27 protein-coding genes are annotated in these 25844 nt (G+C 66.1%); 6 read left to right on the top strand and 21 right to left on the bottom strand.

Translation table 11 applies throughout. The features are described from left to right. Nucleotides 1–6: 6 nt before the first annotated feature. Both DDZ17_RS18240 and DDZ17_RS18235 read right to left on the bottom strand, forming a co-directional pair. On the bottom strand, nucleotides 7–783 hold the full coding sequence (locus tag DDZ17_RS18240; protein WP_116368410.1) for a sulfotransferase domain-containing protein: 777 nt from the start codon (nucleotides 781–783) through the stop codon (nucleotides 7–9). After that, on the bottom strand, nucleotides 780–1487 hold the full coding sequence (locus tag DDZ17_RS18235) for a lipopolysaccharide kinase InaA family protein (protein ID WP_157976721.1): 708 nt from the start codon (nucleotides 1485–1487) through the stop codon (nucleotides 780–782). The genes DDZ17_RS18240 and DDZ17_RS18235 overlap by 4 nt, the downstream gene beginning before the upstream one ends. 135 nt (nucleotides 1488–1622) lie before the next feature. Here DDZ17_RS18235 and DDZ17_RS18230 point away from each other — a divergent pair, with 135 nt between their 5' ends. Then, the gene (locus DDZ17_RS18230) at nucleotides 1623–2237 is read left to right on the top strand and encodes a sulfotransferase family 2 domain-containing protein (protein ID WP_206613591.1); all 615 of its coding nucleotides are present in this window, start codon (nucleotides 1623–1625) and stop codon (nucleotides 2235–2237) included. On the opposite strand, the gene DDZ17_RS18225 is transcribed toward DDZ17_RS18230, so the two are convergent. Further along, complete coding sequence (locus DDZ17_RS18225; protein WP_116368408.1) at nucleotides 2225–3760, bottom strand: hypothetical protein; 1536 nt, start codon at nucleotides 3758–3760, stop codon at nucleotides 2225–2227. The genes DDZ17_RS18230 and DDZ17_RS18225 overlap by 13 nt on opposite strands. A 207-nt stretch (nucleotides 3761–3967) precedes the next feature. Here DDZ17_RS18225 and rfbD point away from each other — a divergent pair, with 207 nt between their 5' ends. Both rfbD and rfbB read left to right on the top strand, forming a co-directional pair. After that, nucleotides 3968–4852, top strand: coding sequence for a dTDP-4-dehydrorhamnose reductase (gene rfbD, locus DDZ17_RS18220; protein WP_338322797.1), 885 nt, complete (start codon nucleotides 3968–3970; stop codon nucleotides 4850–4852). A gap of 4 nt (nucleotides 4853–4856) precedes the next feature. After that, nucleotides 4857–5918: a dTDP-glucose 4,6-dehydratase gene (rfbB, locus tag DDZ17_RS18215; RefSeq protein WP_116368406.1), complete on the top strand. Its 1062-nt coding sequence runs from the start codon at nucleotides 4857–4859 to the stop codon at nucleotides 5916–5918. A gap of 97 nt (nucleotides 5919–6015) precedes the next feature. Here rfbB and hemW read toward each other — a convergent pair whose 3' ends face one another. From hemW to DDZ17_RS18175, 8 genes are read right to left on the bottom strand one after another with little or no spacing between them, the layout of a single operon-like run. Then, nucleotides 6016–7155, bottom strand: coding sequence for a radical SAM family heme chaperone HemW (hemW, locus tag DDZ17_RS18210; protein WP_116368405.1), 1140 nt, complete (start codon nucleotides 7153–7155; stop codon nucleotides 6016–6018). 37 nt (nucleotides 7156–7192) lie between these two features. Continuing rightward, complete coding sequence (rdgB, locus tag DDZ17_RS18205; RefSeq protein WP_116368404.1) at nucleotides 7193–7807, bottom strand: RdgB/HAM1 family non-canonical purine NTP pyrophosphatase; 615 nt, start codon at nucleotides 7805–7807, stop codon at nucleotides 7193–7195. A gap of 1 nt (nucleotide 7808) precedes the next feature. Beyond that, nucleotides 7809–8261: a DUF4426 domain-containing protein gene (locus DDZ17_RS18200; protein WP_241505949.1), complete on the bottom strand. Its 453-nt coding sequence runs from the start codon at nucleotides 8259–8261 to the stop codon at nucleotides 7809–7811. A 1-nt stretch (nucleotide 8262) separates the two neighbouring features. Further along, nucleotides 8263–8853 (bottom strand): methionine biosynthesis protein MetW, encoded by a 591-nt coding sequence (gene metW / locus DDZ17_RS18195; protein WP_116368403.1) that lies wholly within the window; start codon nucleotides 8851–8853, stop codon nucleotides 8263–8265. Further along, the gene (metX, locus tag DDZ17_RS18190; protein WP_116368402.1) at nucleotides 8853–10004 is read right to left on the bottom strand and encodes a homoserine O-succinyltransferase MetX; all 1152 of its coding nucleotides are present in this window, start codon (nucleotides 10002–10004) and stop codon (nucleotides 8853–8855) included. The genes metW and metX overlap by 1 nt, the downstream gene beginning before the upstream one ends. Continuing rightward, nucleotides 10005–10592: a YggT family protein gene (locus DDZ17_RS18185; protein WP_116368401.1), complete on the bottom strand. Its 588-nt coding sequence runs from the start codon at nucleotides 10590–10592 to the stop codon at nucleotides 10005–10007. Between the two features lie 33 nt (nucleotides 10593–10625). After that, nucleotides 10626–11447, bottom strand: a complete 822-nt coding sequence (gene proC, locus DDZ17_RS18180; protein ID WP_116368400.1) for a pyrroline-5-carboxylate reductase — start codon at nucleotides 11445–11447, stop codon at nucleotides 10626–10628. A 58-nt stretch (nucleotides 11448–11505) separates the two neighbouring features. Continuing rightward, nucleotides 11506–12189, bottom strand: a complete 684-nt coding sequence (locus tag DDZ17_RS18175; RefSeq protein ID WP_116368399.1) for a YggS family pyridoxal phosphate-dependent enzyme — start codon at nucleotides 12187–12189, stop codon at nucleotides 11506–11508. A gap of 152 nt (nucleotides 12190–12341) precedes the next feature. On the opposite strand from DDZ17_RS18175, the gene DDZ17_RS18170 reads away from it, so the two are divergent. Then, entirely contained in the window at nucleotides 12342–13376 is a 1035-nt protein-coding gene (locus DDZ17_RS18170; RefSeq protein ID WP_116368398.1) for a type IV pilus twitching motility protein PilT, read from the top strand. 42 nt (nucleotides 13377–13418) lie between these two features. Then, nucleotides 13419–14558 (top strand): PilT/PilU family type 4a pilus ATPase, encoded by a 1140-nt coding sequence (locus DDZ17_RS18165; RefSeq protein WP_116368397.1) that lies wholly within the window; start codon nucleotides 13419–13421, stop codon nucleotides 14556–14558. A 56-nt stretch (nucleotides 14559–14614) separates the two neighbouring features. Here the strand turns inward: DDZ17_RS18165 and ruvX are convergent, their stop codons facing one another. The 10 genes from ruvX to DDZ17_RS18115 all read right to left on the bottom strand — a co-directional run bounded on the left by ruvX (nucleotide 14615) and on the right by DDZ17_RS18115 (nucleotide 23656). Beyond that, entirely contained in the window at nucleotides 14615–15046 is a 432-nt protein-coding gene (gene ruvX, locus DDZ17_RS18160; protein WP_421910418.1) for a Holliday junction resolvase RuvX, read from the bottom strand. Nucleotides 15047–15059: 13 nt separating this feature from the next. Then, entirely contained in the window at nucleotides 15060–15650 is a 591-nt protein-coding gene (locus DDZ17_RS18155) for a YqgE/AlgH family protein (RefSeq protein ID WP_116368395.1), read from the bottom strand. A 37-nt stretch (nucleotides 15651–15687) separates the two neighbouring features. Further along, entirely contained in the window at nucleotides 15688–16578 is an 891-nt protein-coding gene (locus DDZ17_RS18150) for an energy transducer TonB (RefSeq protein WP_241505948.1), read from the bottom strand. A gap of 92 nt (nucleotides 16579–16670) precedes the next feature. Further along, nucleotides 16671–17624, bottom strand: a complete 954-nt coding sequence (gene gshB, locus DDZ17_RS18145) for a glutathione synthase (protein WP_116368393.1) — start codon at nucleotides 17622–17624, stop codon at nucleotides 16671–16673. A 187-nt stretch (nucleotides 17625–17811) separates the two neighbouring features. Then, a complete protein-coding gene (locus tag DDZ17_RS18140; protein WP_241505947.1) occupies nucleotides 17812–18285 on the bottom strand; it encodes a PaaI family thioesterase in 474 nt (157 codons plus the stop codon). 43 nt (nucleotides 18286–18328) lie between these two features. Beyond that, the gene (locus tag DDZ17_RS18135; RefSeq protein WP_116368392.1) at nucleotides 18329–19060 is read right to left on the bottom strand and encodes a 16S rRNA (uracil(1498)-N(3))-methyltransferase; all 732 of its coding nucleotides are present in this window, start codon (nucleotides 19058–19060) and stop codon (nucleotides 18329–18331) included. Between the two features lie 14 nt (nucleotides 19061–19074). Then, on the bottom strand, nucleotides 19075–19917 hold the full coding sequence (gene metF / locus DDZ17_RS18130) for a methylenetetrahydrofolate reductase [NAD(P)H] (RefSeq protein ID WP_116368391.1): 843 nt from the start codon (nucleotides 19915–19917) through the stop codon (nucleotides 19075–19077). 97 nt (nucleotides 19918–20014) lie between these two features. Beyond that, nucleotides 20015–21406, bottom strand: a complete 1392-nt coding sequence (gene ahcY / locus DDZ17_RS18125; RefSeq protein ID WP_116368390.1) for an adenosylhomocysteinase — start codon at nucleotides 21404–21406, stop codon at nucleotides 20015–20017. 66 nt (nucleotides 21407–21472) lie between these two features. Beyond that, complete coding sequence (metK, locus tag DDZ17_RS18120; RefSeq protein ID WP_116368389.1) at nucleotides 21473–22627, bottom strand: methionine adenosyltransferase; 1155 nt, start codon at nucleotides 22625–22627, stop codon at nucleotides 21473–21475. A gap of 21 nt (nucleotides 22628–22648) precedes the next feature. Continuing rightward, nucleotides 22649–23656, bottom strand: a complete 1008-nt coding sequence (locus DDZ17_RS18115; RefSeq protein ID WP_241505946.1) for a metalloregulator ArsR/SmtB family transcription factor — start codon at nucleotides 23654–23656, stop codon at nucleotides 22649–22651. Between the two features lie 184 nt (nucleotides 23657–23840). Between DDZ17_RS18115 and tkt the strand changes: the two genes are divergently transcribed. Then, nucleotides 23841–25844 carry a transketolase gene (gene tkt, locus DDZ17_RS18110; protein WP_116368388.1) on the top strand — a complete coding sequence of 668 codons (2004 nt, stop codon included), beginning with the start codon at nucleotides 23841–23843 and terminating at the stop codon, nucleotides 25842–25844.

The following is a 25844-nucleotide window of genomic DNA, read 5'->3' as shown; positions in this document are numbered from 1 at the left end:
ATGCGATCAGGCGGCGCCGCGCGCCGCCAGGTAGTGCCGCGACTTCCACCACACGCGCACCGCGCGCTCCCAGTCCTTCAGGGTCTGCGGCCGCTCCGGGTAGCGGCAGGGATACACCTGTGCCGGCACCGATGCGAGCGCCTGCAACCACTGCCGATCGGTTTCGTAACCCAGCCGCTGCAAGTCGTCGGCAAGTGCCGGATGGCGCTGGTACTGTTCCTTGATGCGCGGCAGGTGCTGGCGCCACTTCTGCAGGCTGTCCGGGTTGACCGCGCGCAGGCCGTTCATGGCGCGGCTGGCGTCCGCCGAGGGGGCCGCGTGCAGGTGGTATTCACTGAAGCGGTGGCGCTGCTGTAGAAAGCCAAAGTGGTGGGCGATGTGGGCCTGTACCTCGTCGGGGTTGCCCACCAGATCCTCGTAGCGCAGGCGCAGGAAGCGCGGATGCCCGTCGTAGCGCCGGGCGGCCCTGTCGCATTCGGCCCATACACGGTAATTGCAGAAGTACTGCCCGGGGTTTTCCCGGTGCTTGCTGGTGATCACCGCGCGGGGGTCGCGCCCCAGGTAGATCACATAGAGCTGCTCGTCGCGGAAGAAGATATGGCGCAGCTGCTTGATGTCGTTGGGCTGCTTGCTGAAGTACAGGCCGGCATCGGCCACCGTGGGCGGTGCAAAAATGCTGCGCTCATGGGCGCAGTAGCCGTCGCTGGCAAAGCAGGTGCACAGCAGTTCCATCAGCAGGGTCGTGCCGCTGCGCGGGCAGCCCACAATGTGCAGGTGCTTCATACCTTGCCTTTGGCGCGCAGCCGCCGCATGGCCCAGCGGTAGGACTCGGTGGCGAGAATACGCGCTTCCAGGTGGCCCAGCTCCGGGTGCTGGCGCCGCCAGGCCTGGAAGAAGCGCCAGCGGTCGGTGCGGGTCAGGTCGCTGGGCAGCAGCATGTTCAGCTGCATCAGGTTCTTCAGCACCAGCTTGCCGGGGGGTGGGCGGCGGCGCAGGTTGCGCTCGTTGTCGATCAGGGCAAAGCGGAACTGGCCGCCCTTGTAGTTGGCCAGCACGTTGCTGGTGCGCAGGTCGCCGTGGATGAAGCCGGTGGCGTGCAGCCGCCCGATATAGGTGCCGAGCTCGCGCAGCAGATTGCGCCGCAGCACCAGGGTGGCGGCGTCGCGGCCGCTGAGGCCGTGGCGCAGCCAGTGGGTAATGCCTTCGCCCGGCACGGCGCGGCTGAACAGGTATTCGCGCCCGCCGCCAAGGCGGCCCCAGGCCAGGTTTTCAGGGGCGGTAAAGCCGGCGTGATTGAGGGCATCGGATTGCAGGCGGGCGCGGCGGGCACGGCTGCCGCGCAAAAGGCCCTTGAGTCGCTCCAGCGGGGTGCGCGGCAGGAAGGCCTTGTAGAACACGCCGAGGCTGGCCTCTCTTGCCACCCGGGCGTAGGGTGAGCTGGCCACCACTTCCCAGCCTTCGGGCACCTCGTCGCCTGCCAGCAGCAAGGCCGTGGCGTGGTAGTCGGGTGTCTGGCGTTCGGTATCGGTAATGACGGCGCTCCCGCGGCAATGGGCGTGTTATTCTACGCGCCGGGATGCGTCCCGTCTTTAGCACCTCTTTCTTCTGCTTCCGGAGACACCATGGGCTTTGCCAGCGACAGCGCGGCGCGATTTCGGTACTGGCACCGCACATTGCGGGAGCGCCACCTGCGGCCCTGGGTGTTCATTCACATCAACAAAACCGGCGGCAGCAGCATTGAAAAGGCCCTGGGCGCCGGGCTGGATCACAGCACCGCGCTGGAAAAATACCGCCAGCTGGGGGCCGATGCCTGGGCCAGGAAGTTTGTGTTCAGCGTGGTGCGCAACCCCTGGGACAAGGTGGTCAGCCACTACCACTACCGGGTAAAAACCAACCAGACCGGGCTCGGCGAGCAGCCCATTCCCTTTGCCGAGTGGCTGCAGCGCTGCTACGTGGAGCGCGATTCGCGCTACTACGACCAGCCGCGCATGTTCATGGCCCAGCGCGACTGGCTGGTGGACGAGCACGGCGAGATGCTGGTGGAGTTTGTCGGGCGGTTTGAAACCCTGCAGCAGGATTTCGAGGGCATCTGCCAGCGCATTGGCGTGCAGGCCAGCCTGGGCCATGCCAAGCCCTCGGACCGCGGCAGTTACCGGGATTACTACAACGCGGACACCCAGGCCATTATTGCCGAGGCCTTTGCGGCGGACATCGACAGTTTCGGCTACCGCTTCTGAGGTGCGCTGCCGCGCAGGTTCACAATGTGGATACTGCGTCGCCCGCCGCCTTCGAACACCTGGATTTCCTGTAGCTGTTCACGCTCCAGGAATTGTTGCCACTGGGCGGCTTCCGCGCGCCTGACTTCCATTGCGAGATAGTCGCGGCCCTGCCACAGGTCGGGGCGGCGGAGCAGATCCCTCACGCCGTAGTCGTGAGCGCTGTACTGGCTCCAGTCGTAGGTGCGCTGGCTGAACCAGGCGATGTACATATCATTGGCGGCCAGACTGGCGCCGGCGGGGGTTTGCTCGCGCAACCAGCGGGCGGCGTCGGCCACATAGGCTTTTTTGTAGTCGCCGTTGTGCAGCACGTCGCCCACGGTGCCCACCAGCAGCAGCACGGCAATCACCTTGCCGCTGCGGCCCGCCGCCCCCTGCCACAGCCCGCTTAGGGTAAAGGCCAGATAGGGAATGCACAGCAGCGCGACAATGGCGGCGTAGCGCTCCAGCATGAAGTGCTTGCCGAAGGTGAACAGGGCCAGGTACAGCAGGGCAATGGCCATGTGGGCATTGAGCAGGCGCTGGTCGCGCGGGGCAATGCGCTCCCAGCCGCGGCGCAGCCAGCCCCAGGCCAGCACCGCCAGCCACGGCCAGGTGATGGCGCGGAACACGTTCAGCAGCAAAATGGTGAGCAGGCCGGTTACCGCCACCCAGCCGGCGTCTTCCTGGGCCGAAAACGCCAGCAGGGCCGCCGCCGTATCGGAGGCCAGCTGGTGGAAGCGATCCGGCAGGCCGAATACCTGGTCCACATAGTGGCTGATGGCCGGGAACAGCACGCCGCCATCGGGTTGGGCGCTCTGGTGAATGACAATGGCGGTGAGCCCGATCGCCACCACCAGCAGCGGTGGCAGCAGCAGGCGCAGGGCGTCGCGCTTGCGCGTGCCTGTCCCGGGCAGCAGCAGGGTAAAGGGCGCCAGCACCAGGAAAAACAGCCCCTCAAAGCGAAACAGCACCGCCAGCAGCATCCACCCGTACCAGGCCCATTGCCGGCGAGGTGAGGGCTGGTGGGCGTAGCGCAGCAGGCCGCGCAGGGCCCAGATCATGCAGGCCCAGTAGGCCGGGTCGCGCATGATGGCGCTGCGGTAGTCGTTCAGCACCGGGTAGGCCAGGATCAGAATGGCGGCAAACAGCTGTATCCGCCGGTCGCCGCCAAGAGTAGCCACCGTGGCAACCATGCCCACGCTGAGCCCGATGTAGCACAGCGTGGTCAGCGCCAGTCCGACAGTGGCCAACGGCAGGCCGCTCAGGCGGTGCAGCTCGGCGATCAGAATGGACAGCACCGGGCGCCCGAACAGGGCGCGGCTGGCAGCCAGGCCCTCGCTGAGGTAGGCTTGCGCCGCGCGCAGGTAGAGTACACCGTCGCGATTGATCAGCGGGTCGAGGAAAATCAGCCACAGCGACAGCAGCAGGCTGGCGAAGGCGACCAGCCGCAGGTCGATGTCGATACGCTGTGGGTTGGCAATGGACTGGGTGTTGGCAGGCACGAGTTAAACTCTGTTTTGCCGCTAGTCTACCGATGGCGGGCGCCAATCGCCATACAGGCCCGCCGCGGGTGACAGCCGGCCCTGCCCAAACCTAACGCCGGCCGAGCCAACCAGGCTATTACAGCTCCGGGAAAGGAAAGACAGCTCCGGCAAAGACAGAACCCGGAAAGACAGAACCCGTAAAGAGAACCAAGAGAGCAATTAATCGTGCAGAGAGTTGTGGTGACAGGCGCCGGCGGCCAGCTGGGCAGTGAACTCGCCGCCAGCGCCCCGCAGGTGGAAGTGCTGGCCCTGGGGCGCGACGCCCTGGATATCGCCGATGGCGAGGCCGTCATGCAGCGCATCACCGGCTTGAAGCCCGACATCGTCATCAACGCCGCCGCCTACACGGCGGTGGATCGCGCCGAGAGCGAGCGCGAGCAGGCCTTTGCCATCAACGCCGAAGGCCCCGCCAACCTGGCCCGGGCCTGCGCGGCGGCCGGTGCCCGGTTGCTGCATGTGTCCACCGATTTTGTTTTTGACGGCGGCGCCAGCCGGCCCTACCGCCCGGGCGACGCCACCGCGCCGCTGGGTGTGTATGGCGCCAGCAAACTGGCCGGCGAGCAGGCCGTGCAGGCGGCGCTGCCCTCGGCGCTGATTGTGCGCACCGGCTGGGTGTACTCGCGGTTTGGCGGCAACTTTGTGAAAACCATGCTGCGCCTGATGGTCGAGCGCGAGCGCCTGGGTGTGGTTGCCGATCAGGTGGGCACGCCCACCTGGGCGGCGGGGCTGGCCGGTGCGTTGTGGACCTTTGCCCGGCAGCCCGCCCTGGGGGGCATTTACCACTGGAGCGACGCCGGCGTTTGCAGCTGGTACGACTTTGCCGTGGCCATAGCCGAAGAAGGCCTGGCCCGGGGGTTGCTGCCGCGCACCGTTGAGGTTGCCCCGATTGCCGCGGCGGACTACCCCACCCCGGCCCAGCGGCCCGCCTACAGCGTGCTGGATAAATCGACAAGCTGGCGCGACCTGGCGCTGGCCGGCACCCACTGGCGCGTGCAGCTGCGCCACATGCTGGATGCGCTCGCCGCAGAACCTGAATTCAACAAGGAATAGCACCATGGCCAAATCCCTGCTGGTCACCGGCGCCGCCGGCTTTATCGGCGCCAACTTCGTCCACCACTGGGTGAGTGCTCACCCCAACGACACTGTGGTGGCCTTCGACGCGCTGACCTACGCCGGCAACCGCGCCAACCTCAGCGCCCTTCAAGGGCGGGGCAACTTCCACTTCGTGCACGGCGACATCTGCGACCAGGCCCTGGTGGAGAGCACCCTGCGCGAACATGGGGTGGATACCATCGTGCACTTTGCCGCCGAAAGCCACGTGGATCGCTCCATCACCGGCCCCGACGCCTTTATCCAGACCAACGTCATCGGCACCCACAGCCTGCTGGAGGCCGCGCGCGCGGTGTGGCTGGCGGGCAGCGGCAGCGAACATCGCTTCCATCATGTGTCCACCGACGAGGTCTACGGCTCTCTCAGCCGCGAAGCCCCGGCCTTTTATGAAGAGCAGAAGTACGAACCCAACTCGCCCTACTCCGCCAGCAAGGCCGCCTCGGATCATCTGGTGCGTGCCTGGCACCACACCTATGGGCTGCAGGTCAGCACCAGCAACTGCTCCAACAACTACGGCCCCTATCACTTCCCGGAAAAACTGATACCCCTGTGCCTTACCAACATACTGCGCGGCCGGCCCCTGCCGGTGTATGGCGATGGCAGCAACATCCGCGACTGGCTCTACGTGCAGGACCACTGCCGCGGCATCGAGCTGGTGCTGCAAAACGGCCGCGTGGGTGAAACCTACAACATCGGCGGCAACAACGAGTGGAACAACCTCGATATCGTGCACCTGCTGTGCGACCGGCTGGACCGCCGCTTTGCGGAAAACGCCGAGTTGTGCCAGCGCTTCCCCGACTCGCCGGCCCTCAAGGGCGAGTCCCGCAGCCTGATCACCTTCGTCGACGACCGCGCCGGCCACGACTGGCGCTACGCCATCGATGCCGCCAAGATCAACGGCGAACTCGGCTACGTGCCGGTGGAAACCTTCGAGACCGGTATCGAGAAGACCCTGGACTGGTACCTCGCCAACGAAGACTGGTGGCGGCCACTGCTGGCGGATTGAGGCGCGTCACCATTGCTGAGTAAATCGCAGGTTGCTGCCGCGTGGTCAACTGCCCTGCGTGACCCTCGCCCAACCTGAATGGCCCCGGGGTGAAGCCTCACTCGGGAAAAAACTCTCCCACCACTGTGTCCAGGTAGCGCCAGCCCAGGCGGGTGCAGTGCAGGTGGCCGTCGGTGACGGCCAGCAGCCCCTGCTCGCCCAGTTGGCTGATGGTGCCCTGCACTGTGGCCAGCGGCAGGGCGGTGTAGCGCTCGAAGTTTTCCAGCGGCGCGCCGCCGGCCAGGCGCAGGGTGTTCAGCATGTACTCCCCCGGCAGCTCAGCGGCAGCCAGCCAGCGCTGGCTGGCCTCGAAAGCACCGCGTTCACTGCCCAGGTAGTCCGCCGGCTGGCGCCGCTTGGCGTAGCGCTCGATGCGCCCGTCGCGGTGGGTCACCTTGCCGTGGGCCCCGGCGCCAATCGCCAGGTAGTCCCCGAAGCGCCAGTAGTTCAGGTTGTGGCGGCATTGTCGAGCGGGCTGCGACCAGGCCGACACCTCGTAGGCGCTAAAGCCCGTGTCCTGCAGCAGGGCCTCTCCCGCGTCCTGGATGTCCGCCAGGGTGTCCTCCACCGGCAGGGTCGGCGGGCGTTTGTGGAAGACGGTATTGGGCTCGATGGTGAGCTGGTACCAGGACAGGTGGGGCGGGTTGCAGGCCAGTGCGCTGCGTAAATCCGCCAGGGCGCTCTGCTGGCTCTGCCCCGGCAGGCCGTGCATCAGGTCGATGTTGAAGTTGTCAAAGCCCGCCGCGCGCACCATGTCCAGTGCGCGCCGGGCCTGGCTGGCGCTGTGCACGCGGCCCAGCGCCTGTAGCTGCGCGTCCTGAAACGACTGCACGCCGAGCGACAGGCGATTGATGCCGGCGGCGCGAAAGCCGGCGAATTTCTCGGCCTCGGCGCTGCCGGGGTTGGCTTCCATGGTGGCTTCCAGTTCGCCCGCTAGCGGCAGGCGCTCGGCAATGCCAGCCATCAGCCGGGCGATGGCGGGCGCGCTGAACAGGCTGGGGGTGCCGCCGCCGATGAACAGGGTGTGCACGCTGCGCCCCTGTGCTCGCGCGGCTTCGCCCTCTATGTCGCGCAGCAGGGCATCCACATAGGCCTGCTCGGGTATCGCCTGGGCCTCGTGGGAGTTGAAGTCGCAGTAGGGGCACTTGCGCTCGCACCAGGGCAGGTGGATGTACAGGCTGAGGGGGGGCAGGTGCATGGCGGGTGTCGCAGGGTGGCCGGCGACCGGGGCGGCGCTAGGCGCCGCGCTGTGCGAGGGCGCGGGCCAGCAGCGCGCAGGCCTGGCCGCGGTGGCTGATGCGGTTTTTCACGTCCCGCGGCAGTTCGGCGGCGCTGCAATCGTGGCCGGGCACGTAGAACAGCGGGTCGTAGCCGAAGCCCTGCTCGCCCCGGGGAGCCGGCAGTACAAAGCCCTCCCAGCTGCCCTGGCAGATGATGGGAGTCGGGTCGTCGGCGTGGCGCAGGTACACCAGCACGCACTGGAAGCGCGCGCTGCGCTCGCTCTGCGGCAGGCCCTCCAGGGCGCTCAGCAGTTTGCGGTTGTTGCCGGCATCGCCCTGGCCCCAGGTGTCCGCCTCGCTGGCGGCGTAGCGGGCGGAGTAGATGCCCGGGGCGCCGCGCAGGGCGTCCACTTCCAGCCCGGAATCATCGGCAATGGCGGCAAAGCCGGTGTGGCGGGCGGCGGCGCGGGCCTTGATCAGGGCGTTCTCGACAAAGGTCAGGCCGTCCTCGGGCACTTCCGGCACGTTAAACTCGCCCTGGGAGCGCAGGCTGAGCCCCAGCGGGGCCAGGATGCGGTCCAGCTCTTTCAGTTTGCCGGCGTTGCCGCTGGCCAGAATCACAGTGCTCATATCAGTGGACGTACAGCTGGTGCTTGAACTTGAAAGTATAGGTCTGCTCTGCGCCTTCGGGCCGGAAGTGCACCTCGAAGTGGCGCCACTCGCGGTTGATGAACTTGAACGGCGCAATGTAGTACACCGCCTGGCCTTCGCGAATTTCCTGGAACTCGAGATCCTGGCCCTGGATCAGGTCCCAGCTGCGGCCCTTGAGCAGGGCGGGGCGGTTGACGACGCTGCCGTTGGGGCGGTGCTCGCGAATGGCGAGGTTGACGATGCCGCGCTTCTCGCCGCGCACAATGTTGTACTGGGCGGCCACCTCCGGCGAGAGAAAGGTGGTGTTCACCACGCTGTGGTGCAACTCATAAGGCCCGAAGCGCTCGCTCTGCTGCGCCTGGCCCGTCTGCGTAAACAGGGCCAGGCCCATGGTCAGGCACAGGGCGAGCATCCATGTCAGGGGCGCGCCCATGTCAGCGGGACAGCCGGTAGATGGCGGTGACCGCGAACAGGTTGGGCCAGGCGCCGGCCAGCAGCGGCCTGCGCTCGGTGTTGCCCACCATTTCGCGGTCGAGGATGCGGATGCCCTTGCTGCGGCACAGGGCCTCGAAGTCATCCACGGTGCAGAAGTGGATGTTGGGCGTGTCATACCAGCTGTAGGGCATGAACTTCGACACCGGCATGCGCCCTCGGGTGCCGAGGTACAGGCGGCAGCGCCAGTGGCCGAAGTTGGGGAAGGTGACAATGCCCTCGCGACCGATGCGCAGCATTTCATCCAGCACGCGGTCCGGGTAGTGCACTGCCTGCAGGGCGTGGGCCATCACCACGGTGTCAAAACTCTGGTCGGGGAAGTTGCCCAGGCCCTCGTCCATGTTCTGCTCCACCACGTTCAGGCCGCGCGACACGGCGGCGGTGAGCTGGCCCGGGTCGATCTCCAGCCCCATGCCGCGCACCTGGCACTCGGCCTGCAGGCGATGCAGGAATTCGCCGTCGCCGCAGCCCAAATCGAGTACGCGGGAGCCGGGGGCAATCCAGGGCTGGATGCGGGTCAGGTCCAGGCGCATCAGGCGTCTCCCACCCGCTGCATGTAGGCGGCAAACAGCTCGCGGTAGCGCGGGATCGGCATCAGGAAGGCGTCGTGGCCTTCGTTGGCCTCAATCTCGGCGTAGGTCACCGGCCGGTCGGCGGCAATCAGGGCGTCCACAATCTCCCGCGAGCGGGCCGGCGAAAAGCGCCAGTCGGTGGAAAAGGAAATCACCAGAAAGCTGCAGCGGGCGTGGCGGAAGGCGGCCACCGGGTCGTCGCCGTATTCCCGCGCCAGGTCGAAGTAGTCCAGGGCGCGGGTCATCAGGATGTAGGTATTGGCGTCGAAGCTGCCGGAGAACTGGCTGCCCTGGTAGCGCAAATAGCTCTGCACCTGGAATTCCACGTCGTCCTCGCCGCCGCGCTCCAGGGTGCCCGAGCGCAGGTCGCGGCCGAACTTGGCGGCCATGGCGTCGTCCGACAGGTAGGTGATGTGGCCCACCATGCGCGCCAGCCCCAGGCCCTTGGCCGGCAGGTTGCCCTGCTCCAGGTAGCGGCCCTCGGCAAAGTCCGGGTCGGACTGGATGGCGTGGCGGGCGATCTCGTTGAAGGCGATGTTCTGGGCGCTGAGTTTCATCGCCGAGGCGATCACCACGCAGTGTTTCACCCGCTCGGGGTATTCCAGCGCCCAGCGCATGGCCTGCATGCCGCCGAGGCTGCCGCCGATCACCGCCGCCCAGCTGCTGATGCCGAGGCGGTCCGCCAGGCGTGCCTGGCTGTGCACCCAGTCCCGGGCGCGCAGGGGCGGAAAATCCGGCCCCCAGGGTTTGCCGGTGTCCGGGTTGATGGCGGTGGGCCCGGTGGAGCCGTGGCAGCCGCCCAGGTTGTTCAGGCTGACAATGAAAAAGCGGTTGCTGTCGATGGGCTTGCCCGGGCCGATGTATTCGTCCCACCAGCCGGGTTTGCGGTCTGTCTCGCTGTGGTAGCCGGCGGCGTGGTGGTGGCCGGACAGGGCGTGGCAGATCAGCACCGCGTTGGAGCGCGTCGCGTTCAGCGTGCCGTAGGTTTCGTACACCAGCTCGTAGGGCGCCAGCGCGCGGCCACAGGCCAGCATCAGCGGCTCGTCAAAACGCGCTGTCTGGGGGGTGACAATCCCCACCGAGCCGGCAGTGTCAGTGGCCCCGTGGCGCATCTACAGGCCGATCACCAGTGCCGGGTGCAGGCCCACGCCGGTGGCAATGTGGCGCAGGGCAATCTGCAGCACATTGATGACGATGAAGACCAGGATGGGCGAGAAATCCAGCCCGCCCATGGCCGGCAGCATTTTGCGGAAGGGGGCCATCACCGGCTCGGTGAGCTGGTACAGCAGGTACAGCGCCGGGTTGTTGCTGCCCGGGGCTACCCAGCTGAGGATAATCACCGCCAGCAGGGCAAAGAAGTACAGGTTCACCAGCAGGGCCACCAGCCCCAGCACGGCCCACACCAGCAGCACCGCCACGTTGGGAATGGCCAGGCCGTACAGCCACAGCATTACCACGATGCCAAGCACCTGCAGCACCAGCGCCAAAACCAGCGAGGCCAGGTCGATGCCGCCAAAGCCTGGCAGTATCCGGCGCAGGGGCACCACCAGCGGATTGGTGACTTTCACCAGAAACTGGCTGATGGGGTTGTAGAAGTCGGCGCGCACCAGCTGCAGCAAAAAGCGCAGCAGCATCGCCACCAGGTAGAGGCTGAGGGCGGTCTGCAGCAGGTAGACGAGAATTTCGTTGAGGGCGCTCACGTGGGCTGGGTCTCCTTGGGTCGGTGCGCCGGGCTAGCCCAGCTCGCGGGACATGGCAACGGCGCGGCCGGCGGCGGCGCCCATGGCGCGTGCGATGGTGTCGCGCAGGTGGTCGGCTTCAAAACTCTCAACCGCCGCCTGGGTGGTGCCGCCGGGGCTGGTGACCCGGCGCCGCAGCTCCACCAGGTCCACGTCGCCTTCTATGGCCATGCGCGCTGCCCCCAGGGCGGTCTGCTGGGCCATGGCGGTGGCGGTGTCGCGCGCCAGGCCCAGTTCCACACCGGCGTCGATCATCGCTTCCATGAACAGGAAGAAGTAGGCGGGGCCACTGCCCGAGAGCGCGGTGACGGCATCCAGCGCGCTTTCGCTGTCCAGCCACTCGACAATGCCCACGGCGCCGAGAATGGCTTCGGCGTAACCGCGCTGGGTCTCGCCCACCTGCTCGGTGGCGTAAAGCCCGGTGGCCCCGCAGCCCAGCAGGGCCGGCGTGTTGGGCATGGCGCGCACAATGGCGGTGCGCTCGCCGAGCCGGGCGCGCATGCTGTCGATGGTGATGCCGGCGGCGATGGAAATCACCAGCGCGTTGTTTTCGGCCACCTGGCTGGCAATGGAGGGCAGGGCCTCGGCCATGATCTGCGGTTTGACCGCCAGTATCACCACGTCGGCGTCGCGCACGGCGTCTGCGTTGTCGGCGAAGGTGGGCACCGGGCCCAGCGCGCGCAGCTGTTCCAGGCTGTCCGGGAAGGGGTCGGCGGCGCGCAGCGCGGCGGCGGGATGGCCGCTTTCCAGCAGGCCGCCGATGATGCTGCGGGCCATATTGCCGGCGCCGATAAAGGTGATGGTGGGGGTGCTCAACGTCTGCTCCAGCCCGTCAAAAATGAAGCGGCAGTATACACGCCGCCAGCTGGCTAAATCACCCGCGGGGGCCGAAGATATCAGTGCCCACGCGAACCAGGGTGGCGCCTTCGGCGATGGCTGCCTCAAGGTCGCCGGACATACCCATGGAGAGCGTATCCAGCTGCGGCAGCGCCAGCGCCGTCATTGCCTCGCGCAGGGCGGCAAACGGCGCCCGCTGCCGGGCAAGGTCGTCGCAAGGCGCGGGAATGGCCATCAGCCCGCGCAGGGCGAGGTTGGGCAGGTCGGCCACCGCCGCCGCCAGCGCCGGCAGCTCCGCCAGGCGCACGCCGGCCTTGCTTGCCTCGCCGGACACATTCACCTGCAGGCAGATGTGCAGCGGCGGCAGGTGGGCCGGACGCTGTTCGCTGAGGCGGCGGGCAATCTTGAGTCGATCCACGCTGTGCACCCAGTGAAAGTGCTCGGCAATGGCGCGGGTTTTGTTGGACTGGATGGGGCCGATGAAATGCCACTGCAGATCCAGGTCGGCCAGGGCTTCTATCTTCTCCAGCGCCTCTTGCAGATAGTTCTCGCCGAAGGCCGCAAGGCCCAGTTGGGCGGCTTCGCGCACGGTGTCGGCACTGCGCGTTTTGCTGACGGCGAGCACGGTGACATCCCCCGGCGGGCGCTGGTATTTATCCACCGCCCGGCTTACTCTCGCCAGCAGGTTTGATATATTGTCGGAAAGTTGTCGCTCACTCATGCGCAGGTCCTGAAGCGGGTGACACCCGCCAAACAGCGGGGGCGGCAACGCAAGAATAACATGCACGGGCGCCCGCCCTTGCACGCCAGCCGCAAGGCACCGGGGCCACGCGAAGCGCCGTGTCGGGTTGAGCCACCCAGGGGAGGGGAACGGTGGATATTACAGAATTGCTCGCCTTCAGTGCCAAGCAGGGTGCATCGGATTTGCACCTGTCCGCCGGCCTGCCACCCATGATCCGTGTCGATGGCGACGTGCGTCGCATCAACCTGCCGCCGATGGAGCACAAGCAGGTACACGAGCTCATCTACGACATCATGAACGACAAGCAGCGCAAGGACTACGAGGAGTTTCTGGAAACCGATTTCTCCTTTGAAGTGCCTGGCGTGGCCCGCTTCCGGGTGAATGCCTTCAACCAGAATCGCGGCGCCGGCGCGGTGTTTCGCACCATTCCCTCCAAAGTGCTGTCGATGGAAGATCTGGGCATGGGGCAGGTGTTTCGCGATATCGCCATGATGCCCCGGGGCCTGGTGCTGGTGACCGGGCCCACCGGCTCCGGCAAGTCCACCACGCTGGCGGCGATGATGGACTTCATCAACGACAACAAGTACGAGCACGTGCTCACCATCGAGGACCCGATCGAGTTTGTGCACGAGTCCAAGAAATGCCTGGTGAACCAGCGCGAGGTGCACCGCGACACCCTCGGTTTTGCCGAGGCCCTGCGCTCGGCCCTGCGCGAAGACCCGGACATCATCCTGGTGGGCGAGATGCGCGATCTGGAAACCATCCGCCTGGCGCTGACCGCCGCGGAAACCGGCCACCTGGTGTTTGGCACCCTGCACACCACCTCGGCGGCCAAAACCATCGACCGCGTGGTGGATGTGTTCCCGGCGGCGGAGAAGGCCATGGTGCGCTCCATGCTGTCGGAGTCGCTGCAGGCGGTGGTGTCGCAGACCCTGCTCAAGCGCACCACCGGCGGCCGGGTGGCGGCCCACGAAATCATGCGCGGCACCTCGGCCATCCGCAACCTGATCCGCGAGGACAAGGTGGCGCAGATGTACTCCGCCATCCAGACCGGGCAGGCCCTGGGCATGCAGACCATGGATCAGTGCCTGCACGATTTGGTGGACAAGCGCATCATCTCGCGGGAGGTCGCCCGCGAAAAAGCGCGCATGCCGGAAAACTTCTAGCACAGCCACAGGCCGGGCCGAAGGCACCGGCGCGGAGGAACGATGAAGATTCGGGAACTACTGGAAAGGGTGGTCAAGGAAGGCGCCTCGGACGGTTTCATCTCCGCCCATGCCGCGCCCTGCATCAAAGTCGATGGCCAGATTTATCCCATTGCCGACAAGGTGCTGAGCGAGGACGAGGCGGAGGACTTGGTGCTCTCCACCATGACCAAGGCCCAGCAGGAGGACTACCGGCAGCACCACGAGGCCAACTTTGCCCTGGCCGACGATGAACTGGGCCGCTTCCGGGTCAGCGCCTTTGTGCAGCGCGGTGCCTGTGGCCTGGTGCTGCGCCGCATCGAAACCAAGATTCCCGAGATCGACGCCCTGGGCCTGCCGCCGATTATCCGCGAGCTGGCCATGACCAAGCGCGGCCTGGTGATTTTCGTCGGCGCCACCGGCACCGGCAAGTCCACCTCGCTGGCGGCCATGGTGGGCTACCGCAACCGCAACAGCCGTGGCCATATCATCAGCATCGAGGACCCGATCGAGTTCATTCACGAGCACGCCGGCTGCATCGTCACCCAGCGCGAGGTGGGCATGGATACCGAGTCCTTCGATGTGGCGCTGAAAAACTCCCTGCGCCAGGCGCCGGATGTGATCATGATTGGCGAGGTGCGCTCGGCGGACACCATGCAGCAGGCCCTGGCCTTTGCCGAAACCGGCCACCTCTGCCTGTGTACCCTGCACGCCAACAATGCCAACCAGGCGCTGGATCGCATCCAGAGCTTCTTCCCGGCGGAGCTGATCGGCCAAGTGTGGATGGACCTGTCCCTCAACCTCAAGGCCATGGTGGCCCAGCAGCTGTTGCCCACCAAATCCGGCAAGGGGCGCACACCGGTGATCGAAGTGCTGCTCAACTCACCGCTGGTGCAGGATTACATCCGCAAGGGTCAGGTGCACCTGATCAAGGAAGTGATGGCCAAGTCCAACGAGATCGGCATGCAGACCCTGGACCAGGCCCTGTTCGAGGCCTACAAGGCCGGCCGTATTTCGCGCGATGACGCCGAGCGCTACGCCGACTCAGGCAACGACGTGCGCCTGATGATCAAGATGCACGACAAGGGCAAGCTGACCTTCGACGAGAGCCAGGGCCTGAGCTACGACGAGAAGGACAGCGGCCACTATGTCAGGCAGTCCTAGGTCAGGCAAACCTAGGTCAGGCAGTCCTAGATCAGAGAATCCTAAGTTCGATAACCTTAGCCGGCCCGCTCCGCCAGCCAGGTGCGCAGGATAAGCTCCGCCGCTTGGCTGTCCACCGGGCTCGCCTTGTAGTCGCCCCGGTGCCCCCGCTCCCGCTGCTGCGACTTGGCCTCGAAGCTGGACAGGCGCTCGTCCGCCATTTCCACCGGCAGGCCAAAGCGGCCGTGCAGGCGGCGGGCGAATTTTTCCGCCCGCTGGCTCAGTTCACTGGCGCTGCCGTCCATATTCAGGGGCAGCCCTACCACCAGCACGTCGGGCTGCCATTCCTGCAGCAGCCTGCCGATGTCGTCCCAGTTGGGCACCCCATCCCGCGCATTCAGCACCACCAGCGGCTGGCTGGTGCCCAGCAGGCAGTTGCCGGTGGCCACGCCAATCTGGCGCAGGCCATAGTCAAAGGCCATGGCGGTCTGGGGCGGAGTGCGGGGCAACTGCGGGGCGCTCTCAGGCGTGGCCGGCCTGGTTGGAGATCAGGTTCATGTCCACGCCCAGCTGGGCCGCGGCGGCATTCAGGCGCTGCTGGTGGGGGGTGGAAAAAATAATCTCGCTGCTGGCTGGCAGGGTCAGCCAGGCGTTGTCGGCCAGCTCCTGCTCCAGCTGCCCGGCCGACCAGCCGGCGTAGCCGAGGGCGATCAGGTATTCCCGCGGGCCGCGCCCGGCGGCGATGGCGCGCAGAATGTCCCGGGAGGTGGTGAGGGAAATGCCCTCGGTCACCTTCAGACTGGCCTCCCAGCGGCTGGCCGGGTCGCGGTGCAGCACAAAACCGTGATCAATCTGCACCGGGCCGCCGGCCATCACCGGTCGGTCGCTGAAGTCGTCCATGGCCTCGATGTCCAGGTGCTCGAAAATCTCCCCCAGGCTCAAATCCAGCGGCTGGTTGATGACGATGCCCATGGCGCCGCTTTCACCGTGCTCGCAGATGTAGGTAATGCTGTGGGAGAAGATACCTTCGGTGAGTGAGGGCATGGCCAACAGGAAGTGGTCGCGGAGGCAGTGGCCGCTGCGTGCAGTGTTGGCATTGATGGAAGATGGCATGTGGCGAATGTCGGTTCCCGATAGATGGCGCGGGGCTTTAGCCTGAGCTTAGCCGGTTTTCCTGGAATTGCCACGTGCGGATGATTTCCAGCTTGTCGGTGGTGGCGCGCAGGGCTGGTGGAAAGGGGGCGTAGGGCGAGGCCATGCGCACAATCTTGATGGCCGCCTCGTCCAGCAGGGCATAGCCGGAGGAGGATAGCACGCGGATGTTCTCCAGGCGCCCACTGTGGTCGATCACCACCAGCAGGCGCAGGCTGCCGTAAATGCCGTAGCGGATCGAAGCCTCCGGGTAGTACTGGTTGCCCACCGCTTCCACCCGGCGGCGCCAGTCGTGCAGGTAGGCCGCGTCCACCGCCTCGCGGGTGGACAGGGCGGTCAGGCGCCGCACCCGGGGTCGGTTGGCGTAATCCGTCGCCTGCTGTTCCAGGGTGGCCTCCAGGGCTGCCAGCTCGCGGGTGAGCTGATCCACCGCCGGGCTGATTCCCAGCAGGGCGCTGTCGGCCGGCGGGTCGGCGGCGTCGGTCGCCACCGGCCGCCGCTCGGCGGGAGCCGAGGTGGTGACGGGGCGCTGTTGTTGCGGGTGCGTTTGTGCCTGGCGCGGCTGCGCCAGCACCTGCCCGCTGGCGGTGGGGTTCAGCGGGGGCGCGCTGGCCCGCGAGCTGACCTCGGCGCGCTCGCTCAACTCACCACTGCCGAGCTGGTTGGCCTGGGCGATGTGGGTGGCATCCTCGGCGGGGCGGGGGCTGGGCTGGCGGGCCAGGGTGACATCCAGCTGGGGGCGGGGGCGTTGGTCGTCGGTGGCGGCGTCGAAGGACACACCCAGCAGCACGGCGGTGTGCAGGGCCAGGGCGATACCCAGCGCCATTTTCATGCGCTGGCGGCTGTCCATCACCGTGCCGGTCATGCCCTTGGTTGCCCTGCTTGTCACGCTGCTTGTCACGCCCCCTTGTATGTCCCTTTACGCCCCTTTCATGCTCGCGTCACGCCGCCCGCATCCCTTGTTCCTGCCCGTTGGGGCGTTTAGCGGCCTTCGAGTTGCGCGCTGATACAGTCCATCAGGTCGCTGCCAATGTCCAGGTCGCACTGGTCGTTCAGCTCGCGCAGGCAGGTGGGGGAGGTCACGTTGATCTCGGTCAGGTAGTCGCCAATCACGTCCAGGCCCACAAACAGCAGGCCCCGCTCGCGCAGGCTGGGGCCCACCTGTTCGGCAATCCAGCGGTCGCGGTCGGACAGGGGCTGGGCGCGGCCGGTGCCGCCCGCGGCCAGGTTGCCGCGCAACTCGCCCTGGGAGGGAATGCGCGCCAGGCAGTGGTCCACCGGCTCGCCATTGATCATCAGGATGCGCTTGTCGCCGTTGACGATCTCCGGAATATAGCGCTGGGCCATGATGGTGTGGCGCCCGAAGCCGGTGAGGGTTTCCAGGATCACCGACAGGTTGGGGTCGTCCTGCTTGACGCGGAAGATCGAGCTGCCGCCCATGCCATCCAGCGGCTTGAAGATCACATCGCCGTGCTCGGCGTGGAAGGCGCGCAGGCGGGCCGCGTCGCTGCTCACCAGCACCGGCGGGCAACACTGGGGGAACTGGGTGGCGAAGACCTTCTCGTTGCAGTCGCGCAGGCTGGCGCAGCGGTTGACGATGAGCGTGCCCTGCCGCTCGGCGGCTTCCAGCACATAGGTGTTGTAGATGAATTCGTTGTCGAAGGGCGGGTCCTTACGCATCAGGATCACGTCCAGCTCCGCCAGCGGGCGATCCTCGCGCTCTTTCAGCCGGTACCAGCCCTGCGGATCGTGGAACACCGTGACCGGCGCCATGTTGGCGCGGGCCTCGCCCTGGGCCAGGTAGAGGTCGCCGGGTTCCATGTACCACAGCTCCCAGTCGCGGGCCTGGGCGGCCCACAACAGGCCCAGGGTGGTGTCTTTCTTGTAGGCGATGTTGGCGATGGGGTCCATCACCACGCCGAGCTTGATAGTCATGAGGCAGGCCCGTCTGTGTCGGTAGTGTTAGTCGTGTCGATCATGTAGAAGCTGCAGCGGCGGTGCTGCCAGCCGTGCTGCGCGCGGTGCCGGCTTAAAGTACGCAATGACCGCAGGGGGCGCAAGCGCACCCGTGTGACGGCTTTGCGACAGGCTTAGGCTCTAGGCTCAGGCTGCGGCGTCACCCTCAGGCGTCGCCCCAGCTGGCGGGTACCTTCACCGCCACCACTGCCGCCTGGGCGCAGAGGGTATCGCCCACCCGCAGGTCGCAGCTGACCAGCGACTTGCGCGCGCTGGCCTCGGTAACCCGGGCCTGCAGCTGCAACGGGCCGGCGATGGGGGCGGCGGCCAGGTAGTTGATGTCCAGGCGGCCGGTGACATAGAGAATGCCCTCGCCGCTGCCAATGGCGCGGCCCCCGCGCTGGTAGGCGTCGGCAATGGCGGTGCAGATGCTGTGGCAGTCGATCACCGAGGCGATCAGGCCGCCGTACACAAAATTCGGCGAGCCGGCACAGTGCCAGGGCTGGGGCGCGAAGGTACAGGTGGCGCACTCCCCGTCCCAGTGGCTTTGGATATGGTGGCCGTGGGGGTTGTCGGGGCTGCAGCCAAAGCAGTGGTTGCCGGCCATCTGGTGCTGGATGATGGTCATGAGGGGTGTCATGGGGAGTGTCCTGTGGGTGAAGCGTTGGTCAGTGGAGTGTCATTTAATACAGCGCCATGTCGCCCCAGCGCGCCTGCACAATGGCCAGGGCGGCCAGGGGGGCGGTTTCGGTGCGCAGCACGCGGGGGCCAAGGGCCAGGGCTTCAAACCCCGCACTTTCGCAGGCGATGATTTCCGCCTCGCTCAGGCCGCCTTCGGGGCCCACTGCCAGTGCCACCGAGGCGGGGGTGGCGCCCTCGCCGGTGGTGCCGGCGCGGTGGTGCAAAACAAAGCGGCGCTCGGCGCTGCAGGTTGCCAGCCAGTGCGCAAGGCTGGTGGGGGCGGCCAGGTGCGGCAGCCGGCTACGGCCACTCTGTTCGCAGGCGCTGATCATCACCTGACGCCAGTGCTGGTGTTTTTTGTCGGCGCGCTCGCCCTTTAGCTTTACTTCGCAGCGCTCGGTAAACAGTGGCACCACCGCGCTAACGCCGAGCTCGGTGGCTTTCTGCAGCACCCAGTCCATGCGATCACCACGGGAGATACCAATACCCAGCTCAACCACCAGCGGCGACTCAGTGGCGTTGTCCGTGGGTGCGCCAATGCTGACTTCCACCGACTTCTTGCCCGCAGAGGTAATGGTGGCGGGATAGTCCGCGCCATTACCATTAAACAGCACCAGCGCATCGCCTGCGGTCATGCGCAGCACCCGCGCTACATGTGTGGCCGGGCCGCTTTCCAGTGACAGGCTCTGGCCTGCGGCTAGCGCTTGCTCGGTGTATATGCGGGGTACACGCATGGCGAGGTCCGGGTTTATTGCAGCCCGAGATTATTGAAGATTGCGCGGGTCGGTTCCACCTGGTTCATGGTGTAGAAGTGAATGCCCGGCGCGCCGGAATCGACCAGGGTCTGGCACAGCTGGGTGACCACTTCCAGCCCGAACTTGCGCACGCTTTCTGCATCGTCGCCGTAGCTTTCCATGCGCTTGCAGATCCAGCGCGGAATCTCCGCCCCGCAGTTGCGCGAAAAGCGCGCCAGGTTCTGGAAGTTGGTGATGGGCATCACGCCGGCGTAGATCGGCTTGTCGATGCCGGCATCCGCGCAGCGATCCAGGTAGTAGAAGTAGGACTCCACATTGTAGAAGTACTGGGTGATGGCACTGTTGGCGCCGGCATCCAGCTTTTGCTTGAGGTAGCGGATGTCGCTGTCGTAGCTGTCTGACTCCGGGTGAATCTCGGGATAGGCCGCCACTTCAATCTCGAAGTGATCACCGCTGCGCTGGCGGACAAATTCCACCAGTTCGTTGGCGTACACCAGCTGGGTGCTGGCGCCCATGCCGGATGGCATGTCACCGCGCAGCGCCACCAGGCGCTTGATGCCGCGCTGCTGGTAGCTGTCCAGCAGTTCTCCCACGGCGTTTTCGTCATCGCCGCCGAAGGACAGGTGGGGCGCCACGTCGATGCCCTGCTCGCGCATGGTGGTAACAATGCCGCGGGTGCTGTCGCGGGTGGTGCCGCCGGCGCCATAGGTAACAGAGAAGAACTCGGGGCCCAGCGCATTGAGCTCGGGCACGGTGTCTTCGAGCAGTTTCTGTTTGCCCTCGGGGGTTTTGGGCGGGAAGAACTCGAAGCTGATTCTGGGTTTTGCGTTGGCCATTGTTGTGACTCTGGTTTTTGCGGTGCCAGCCGCCGCCCGCCGTGGCGGTTTGCCGCGGCGGGTAGCAAGGCTGCGTTCGGTACGGGTGCCTGCAGCGCTAGTACTTGTAGCTATCGGGCTTGTAGGGGCCTTCCACCTTCACGTTGATGTACTGCGCCTGCTCGTCGGTCAGGCGGGTAATCACCCCGCCAAAGCCGCGCACCATGTGCGCCGCCACTTCCTCGTCCAGTTTCTTCGGCAGCACTTCGACGCTCAGCGCGCCTTCTTTCAGCTCCGGCTCCAGGTCGGCAAACTTGCGCTCGAACAGGTAGATCTGCGCCAGTACCTGGTTGGAGAAGGAGCCATCCATGATGCGGCTCGGGTGGCCGGTGGCGTTGCCCAGGTTCACCAGGCGGCCTTCCGACAGCAGGATCAGGTGGTCGTTCTCGGCGCGGTTGCGGTACACCTTGTGTACCTGCGGTTTGACTTCTTCCCAGTCCCAGGCGCGGCGCATGAAGGCGGTGTCGATCTCGTTGTCGAAGTGGCCAATGTTGCACACCACCGCGCCGTTCTTCAGGGCCGCCAGCATGTGCTCGTCGCAGACGTTGTAGTTGCCAGTGGTGGTCACCAGCAGGTCGATGGTCTGCAGCAGGGCGCGATCGACGCTGTCGGCATTGCCCTTGTTGATGCCGTCGATGTAGGGCGATACCACTTCATAGCCATCCATGCAGGCCTGCATGGCGCAGATCGGGTCGATCTCGGTCACGCGCACAATCATGCCCTCCTGGCGCAGGGACTGGGCGGAGCCCTTGCCCACGTCGCCGTAGCCGATCACCAGCGCTTTTTTGCCGGACAGCAGGTGGTCGGTGCCGCGCTTGATGGCATCGTTCAGGCTGTGGCGGCAGCCGTACTTGTTGTCGTTCTTGGACTTGGTGACGGAGTCGTTCACGTTCACGGCGGGCACTTTCAGGGTGCCTTTTTCCAGCATTTCCTGCAGGCGGTGTACGCCGGTGGTGGTCTCCTCGGTGATGCCGTGGATGTTGTCCAGCATGGCCGGGTACTTGTCGTGCAGCATGGCGGTCAGGTCGCCGCCGTCGTCCAGCACCATGTTGGCGTCCCAGGGCTGGCCATCCTTGAGGATGGTCTGCTCGATGCACCACTCGTACTCCTCCTCGGTCTCGCCTTTCCAGGCGAACACCGGCACACCGGCGGCGGCGATGGCGGCGGCGGCGTGGTCCTGGGTGGAGAAGATGTTGCACGATGACCAGCGCACTTCGGCGCCCAGTTCCACCAGGGTTTCGATCAGTACGCCGGTCTGGATGGTCATGTGGATGCAACCGAGGATTTTGGCGCCGGCCAGGGGCTTGCTGTCGCGGTATTTGTCGCGCAGGGCCATTAGGGCGGGCATTTCGCCCTCGGCGATGTCCAGTTCGCGGCGGCCCCAGCCGGCGAGGGAGATGTCGGCGACTTTGTAGTCCTGCTTGCTGTCGAGTTGTGCGGCGGTGCTCATATCAATTCCTTGTGGGCCGGTGGCCCTTTGCTGTATGCGTGTGGGGTTCAGGCTGGCGGCGCTGTGTTACAGCGCCCCCTTCAGGGCCTCGGCCTTGTCGGTTTTCTCCCAGGTGAAGTCCGCGTCTTCCCGGCCGAAGTGGCCGTAGGCGGCGGTCTTGCGGTAGATCGGGCGCTTCAGGTCCAGCATTTCGATCAGGCCCTTGGGGCGCAGGTCAAAGTGCTCGCGCACCAGTTCCGCAATCACCTCGTCTGCCACCTTGCCGGTGCCAAAGGTGTTGATGGAGATGGAGGTCGGCTCCGCCACGCCAATGGCGTAGGACACCTGGATTTCGCAGCGCTCGGCCAGGCCGGCGGCAACGATGTTCTTGGCCACATAGCGCCCTGCGTAGGCCGCTGAGCGGTCCACCTTGGACGGGTCCTTGCCGGAGAAGGCGCCGCCGCCGTGGCGGGCCATGCCGCCGTAGGTGTCGACGATGATCTTGCGCCCGGTCAGGCCGCAGTCGCCCACCGGGCCGCCGATGACGAAGTTGCCCGTCGGGTTGATGTGGAAGCGGGTGCCGGCATGCAGCCATTCGGCGGGCAGGGTTTCCTTGATGATCAGGTCCATTACCGCCTCAAAAATGTCGGCCTGGCTGATGTCTTCATCGTGCTGGGTGGACAGCACCACCGCGTCGATGGCCACCGGCTTGCCGTTGTCGTAGCGCAGGGTCACCTGGCTCTTGGCGTCGGGGCGCAGCCAGGGCAGCACTTTGTCCTTGCGCAGCTGGGCCTGCTTTTCCACCAGGCGGTGAGCGTAGTAGATCGGCGCCGGCATCAGCACATCAGTCTCGTTGGTGGCGTAGCCGAACATCAGGCCCTGGTCGCCGGCGCCCTGTTCTTTCTGCTCGCTCTCGTCCACGCCCTGGGCAATGTCGGGGCTCTGCTTGCCGATGGCGTTGAGCACGGCGCAGGAGGCGCCGTCGAAGCCGACCTTGGAGGAGTTGTAGCCGATATCCAGCACCACTTCGCGCACCACGTCTTCAAGGTCGACATAGGTTTCGGTGGTGACTTCGCCGGCAATCACGACCATGCCGGTCTTCACCAGGGTTTCAACGGCAACGCGGGCGTTGACGTCATCAGCCAGGATTTTGTCCAGAATGGCGTCGGAAATCTGGTCGGCCATTTTGTCCGGGTGGCCCTCGGAAACGGATTCCGAGGTAAAGATGGAGTATTCGCTCATGGGTCAGTCCTTACAGTGAATTCAGGGGTGGCCGAACAGGCGCACCTGTATCTGGAAGCCGTTGCGTTGCGCCAGAAACACGCTGGCAATGTCGTCAAGGCCCGCGTCCCGGGCCCAGTCGGTTAAATCGGTGGGCTCAAAGCCCAGCCACAGGTCGCCGCAGTTTTCCCGTGCCCAGGCCTGGTCGTGGCGGCACAGGTCGGTGAGCAGCAGCACGCCCCCCGGTGCCAGGTAGGCGGCGGCGTCGCGCAAAATCTGCCGCGGCTCGGGGGTGTGGTGCAGCACCATGTTGATCACAATGCAGTCGGACTCAAGGCCGGCCAGTGCCGCACTCCCGGTGTCGCCGTGGATGAAGGTAACGTTCGCGAGGCCGGCGGCGGTAGCGCGGGCCTTGTCCAGCATGGCGGCGGCGTTGTCCAGGGCAATCACCCGCGCAAAGCGGGGCGCCAGTTCGCGCAGGAAGGCGCCATCGCCGGGGCCCACTTCCAGGGCGGTGCCAAAGCGGGTCAGCGGTGCGTCGCGCAGCACCTGGGCCACGGTGTCGGCGTACTGTTCGTAGCTGGCGATCAAATCCTGCTGCTCGCGGAATTTGTGGGCGTTGTGATGAAAGAAAGTGCGTGAATTTTCCACCCGCTGGCGCTGCAGTTCCGCCAGGTTGGCGCGCAGGGCCGCCGGCAGCTCGATGGCGTCCAGGCTCTGGAACAGCTGTTGCTGCAGGGCCTCCAGCGCCGGGCGCTGGCCCAGCTCGCTGCGCCGGTAAAAAATCGAATTGCCCTCCCGCCGGGTGGCCACCAGGCCGGCACTCGCCAGCACCTTGAGGTGGTGCGACAGAGCGGGCTGGCGCAGCTCGAACAGGCTGCACAGCTCAGAAACGCCGAAAGAATCCCGGGACAGCACCCGCAGCACCTGCAGGCGCAGGGGATCGGCGCTGGCCTTGCACAGGGCGGCGAGGGCGTCGATCTCATCCCCGGTGGCGGGGGCTGGGCTGTTTTCCACGGCATGCATGGCGCGGGATTCTAGCAGGGGCATCCATCTATATCAAAATATTTTGATATAGATTTGCCGCCAGCCCCGGGGCAAGGGAGTGCAGCTGGCCGGCGGCGCAAAATTTGCCCAAATATTGCCCATTTGTTTGCCGTTGCCAGCCGCTTACGCGAAAATACCGCCCCGTTTTCAGTCGGCCCCCGCCCTACCCAATCTTCTGGAGAATTGAATGTCCTCTCGTATTGAGCTTGCCAACGCTATTCGCGCCCTCAGCATGGACGCCGTCCAGCGCGCCAAGAGCGGCCACCCCGGCGCCCCGATGGGCATGGCGGACATCGCCGAGGTGCTGTGGAACGATTACCTGCAGCACAACCCGGCCAATCCCCAGTGGCCCAACCGCGACCGCTTTGTGCTGTCCAACGGCCACGGCTCGATGCTGATCTACTCCCTGCTGCACCTGTCCGGCTACGACCTGCCGATGGAGCAGCTCAAGAACTTCCGCCAGCTGCACAGCGCCACTCCGGGCCACCCGGAATACGGCTATGCCCCGGGGGTGGAAACCACCACCGGCCCCCTGGGCCAGGGCATCAGCAACGGCGTGGGCATGGCCCTGGCCGAGAAGGTGCTGGCGGCCCAGTTCAACCGCCCGGGGCATGATGTGGTCGACCATTACACCTATGTCTTTCTGGGTGATGGTTGCCTGATGGAAGGTATCTCCCACGAGGCCTGCTCGCTGGCGGGCACCCTGGGCCTTGGCAAGCTGATCGCCTTCTACGATGACAATGGCATCTCCATCGACGGGGAAGTCGAAGGGTGGTTTACCGACGACACCCCCAAGCGCTTTGAGAGCTACGGCTGGCAGGTCATCCCCGCCGTCGACGGCCACGACTCAGGCGCGGTGAAGGCCGCCATCGAAGCCGCCCGCGCCGAGGGCGGCAAGCCCACCCTGATCTGCTGCCGCACGGTGATCGGCAAGGGCGCCCCCAACAAGGAGGGCACCGAGGCCTGCCACGGCGCGCCCCTGGGTGATGACGAGATTGCCGCCACCCGCGCCGCCATCGGCTGGGAGCACGCACCCTTTGAAGTGCCGGAGCGCGTCTACGCCGGCTGGGACGCCAAGGCCGCCGGCGCCGAGCGCGAACAGGCCTGGGAGGCCGCCATGGCCGCCTACGCCGATGCCCACCCGGCGCTGGCCGGCGAGCTGCGCCGCCGCCTGAATGGCGAGCTGCCGGCGGACTTTGCCGAGAAGGCCGCGGCCTACATCGCCGAGTGCCAGGAGAAGGGCGAGGTAGTGGCCTCCCGCAAGGCATCCCAGAACTGCCTGAACGCCTACGGTCCCCTGCTGCCGGAACTGCTGGGCGGTTCCGCCGACCTGGCCGGTTCCAACCTGACCATCTGGAGCGGTTCCAAGGGCGTGAGCGCCGACGACGCCAGCGGCAACTACCTCTACTACGGCGTGCGCGAATTCGGCATGTCCGCCATCATGAATGGCATTGCCCTGCACGGCGGCTTTGTGCCCTACGGGGCCACCTTCCTGATGTTCATGGAATACGCCCGCAACGCGGTGCGCATGGCGGCGCTGATGAAGCAGCGCACGCTGTTCGTCTACACCCACGACTCCATCGGCCTTGGCGAAGACGGCCCCACCCACCAACCGGTGGAGCAGCTCACCGCCCTGCGCGCCACGCCCAACCTGCACACCTGGCGCCCCTGCGACACGGTGGAGTCCGCCGTGGCCTGGAAGGCCGCCATCGAGCGCACCGACGGCCCCAGCGCCCTGATCTTCTCCCGCCAGGGGCTGCCCCACCAGGCGCGCTCCGCCACCCAGGTGGCGGACATTGCCCGCGGCGCCTATGTGCTCAAGGACTGCGACGGCCAGCCCGATGTGATCCTGATCGCTACCGGTTCCGAGGTGCAGCTGGCGGTGGACGCGGCGGCGCAACTGGCCGCACAGGGCAAGCAGGCGCGGGTGGTCTCCATGCCGAGCGCCGAGGTGTTCTGCGCCCAGGATGCGGCCTACCGCGAGTCTGTGCTGCCCTGTGACGTGCTGGCCCGGGTGGCGGTGGAAGCCGGCCATGTGGACTACTGGCACAAGTTTGTCGGCCTGGACGGCCGGGTGGTGGGCATGACGACCTTTGGCGAATCGGCGCCCGCCGGCGATCTCTACCAGTACTTTGGTATCACCGTGGACAATGTGGTGGCCGCCGCCGAAGAGGTCATCTTCGAGGATTGA

Source organism: Parahaliea mediterranea (genome assembly GCF_003402235.1).
GTDB lineage: Bacteria > Pseudomonadota > Gammaproteobacteria > Pseudomonadales > Halieaceae > Parahaliea > Parahaliea mediterranea.
This window is presented reverse-complemented; position numbering and strand designations above follow the sequence as displayed.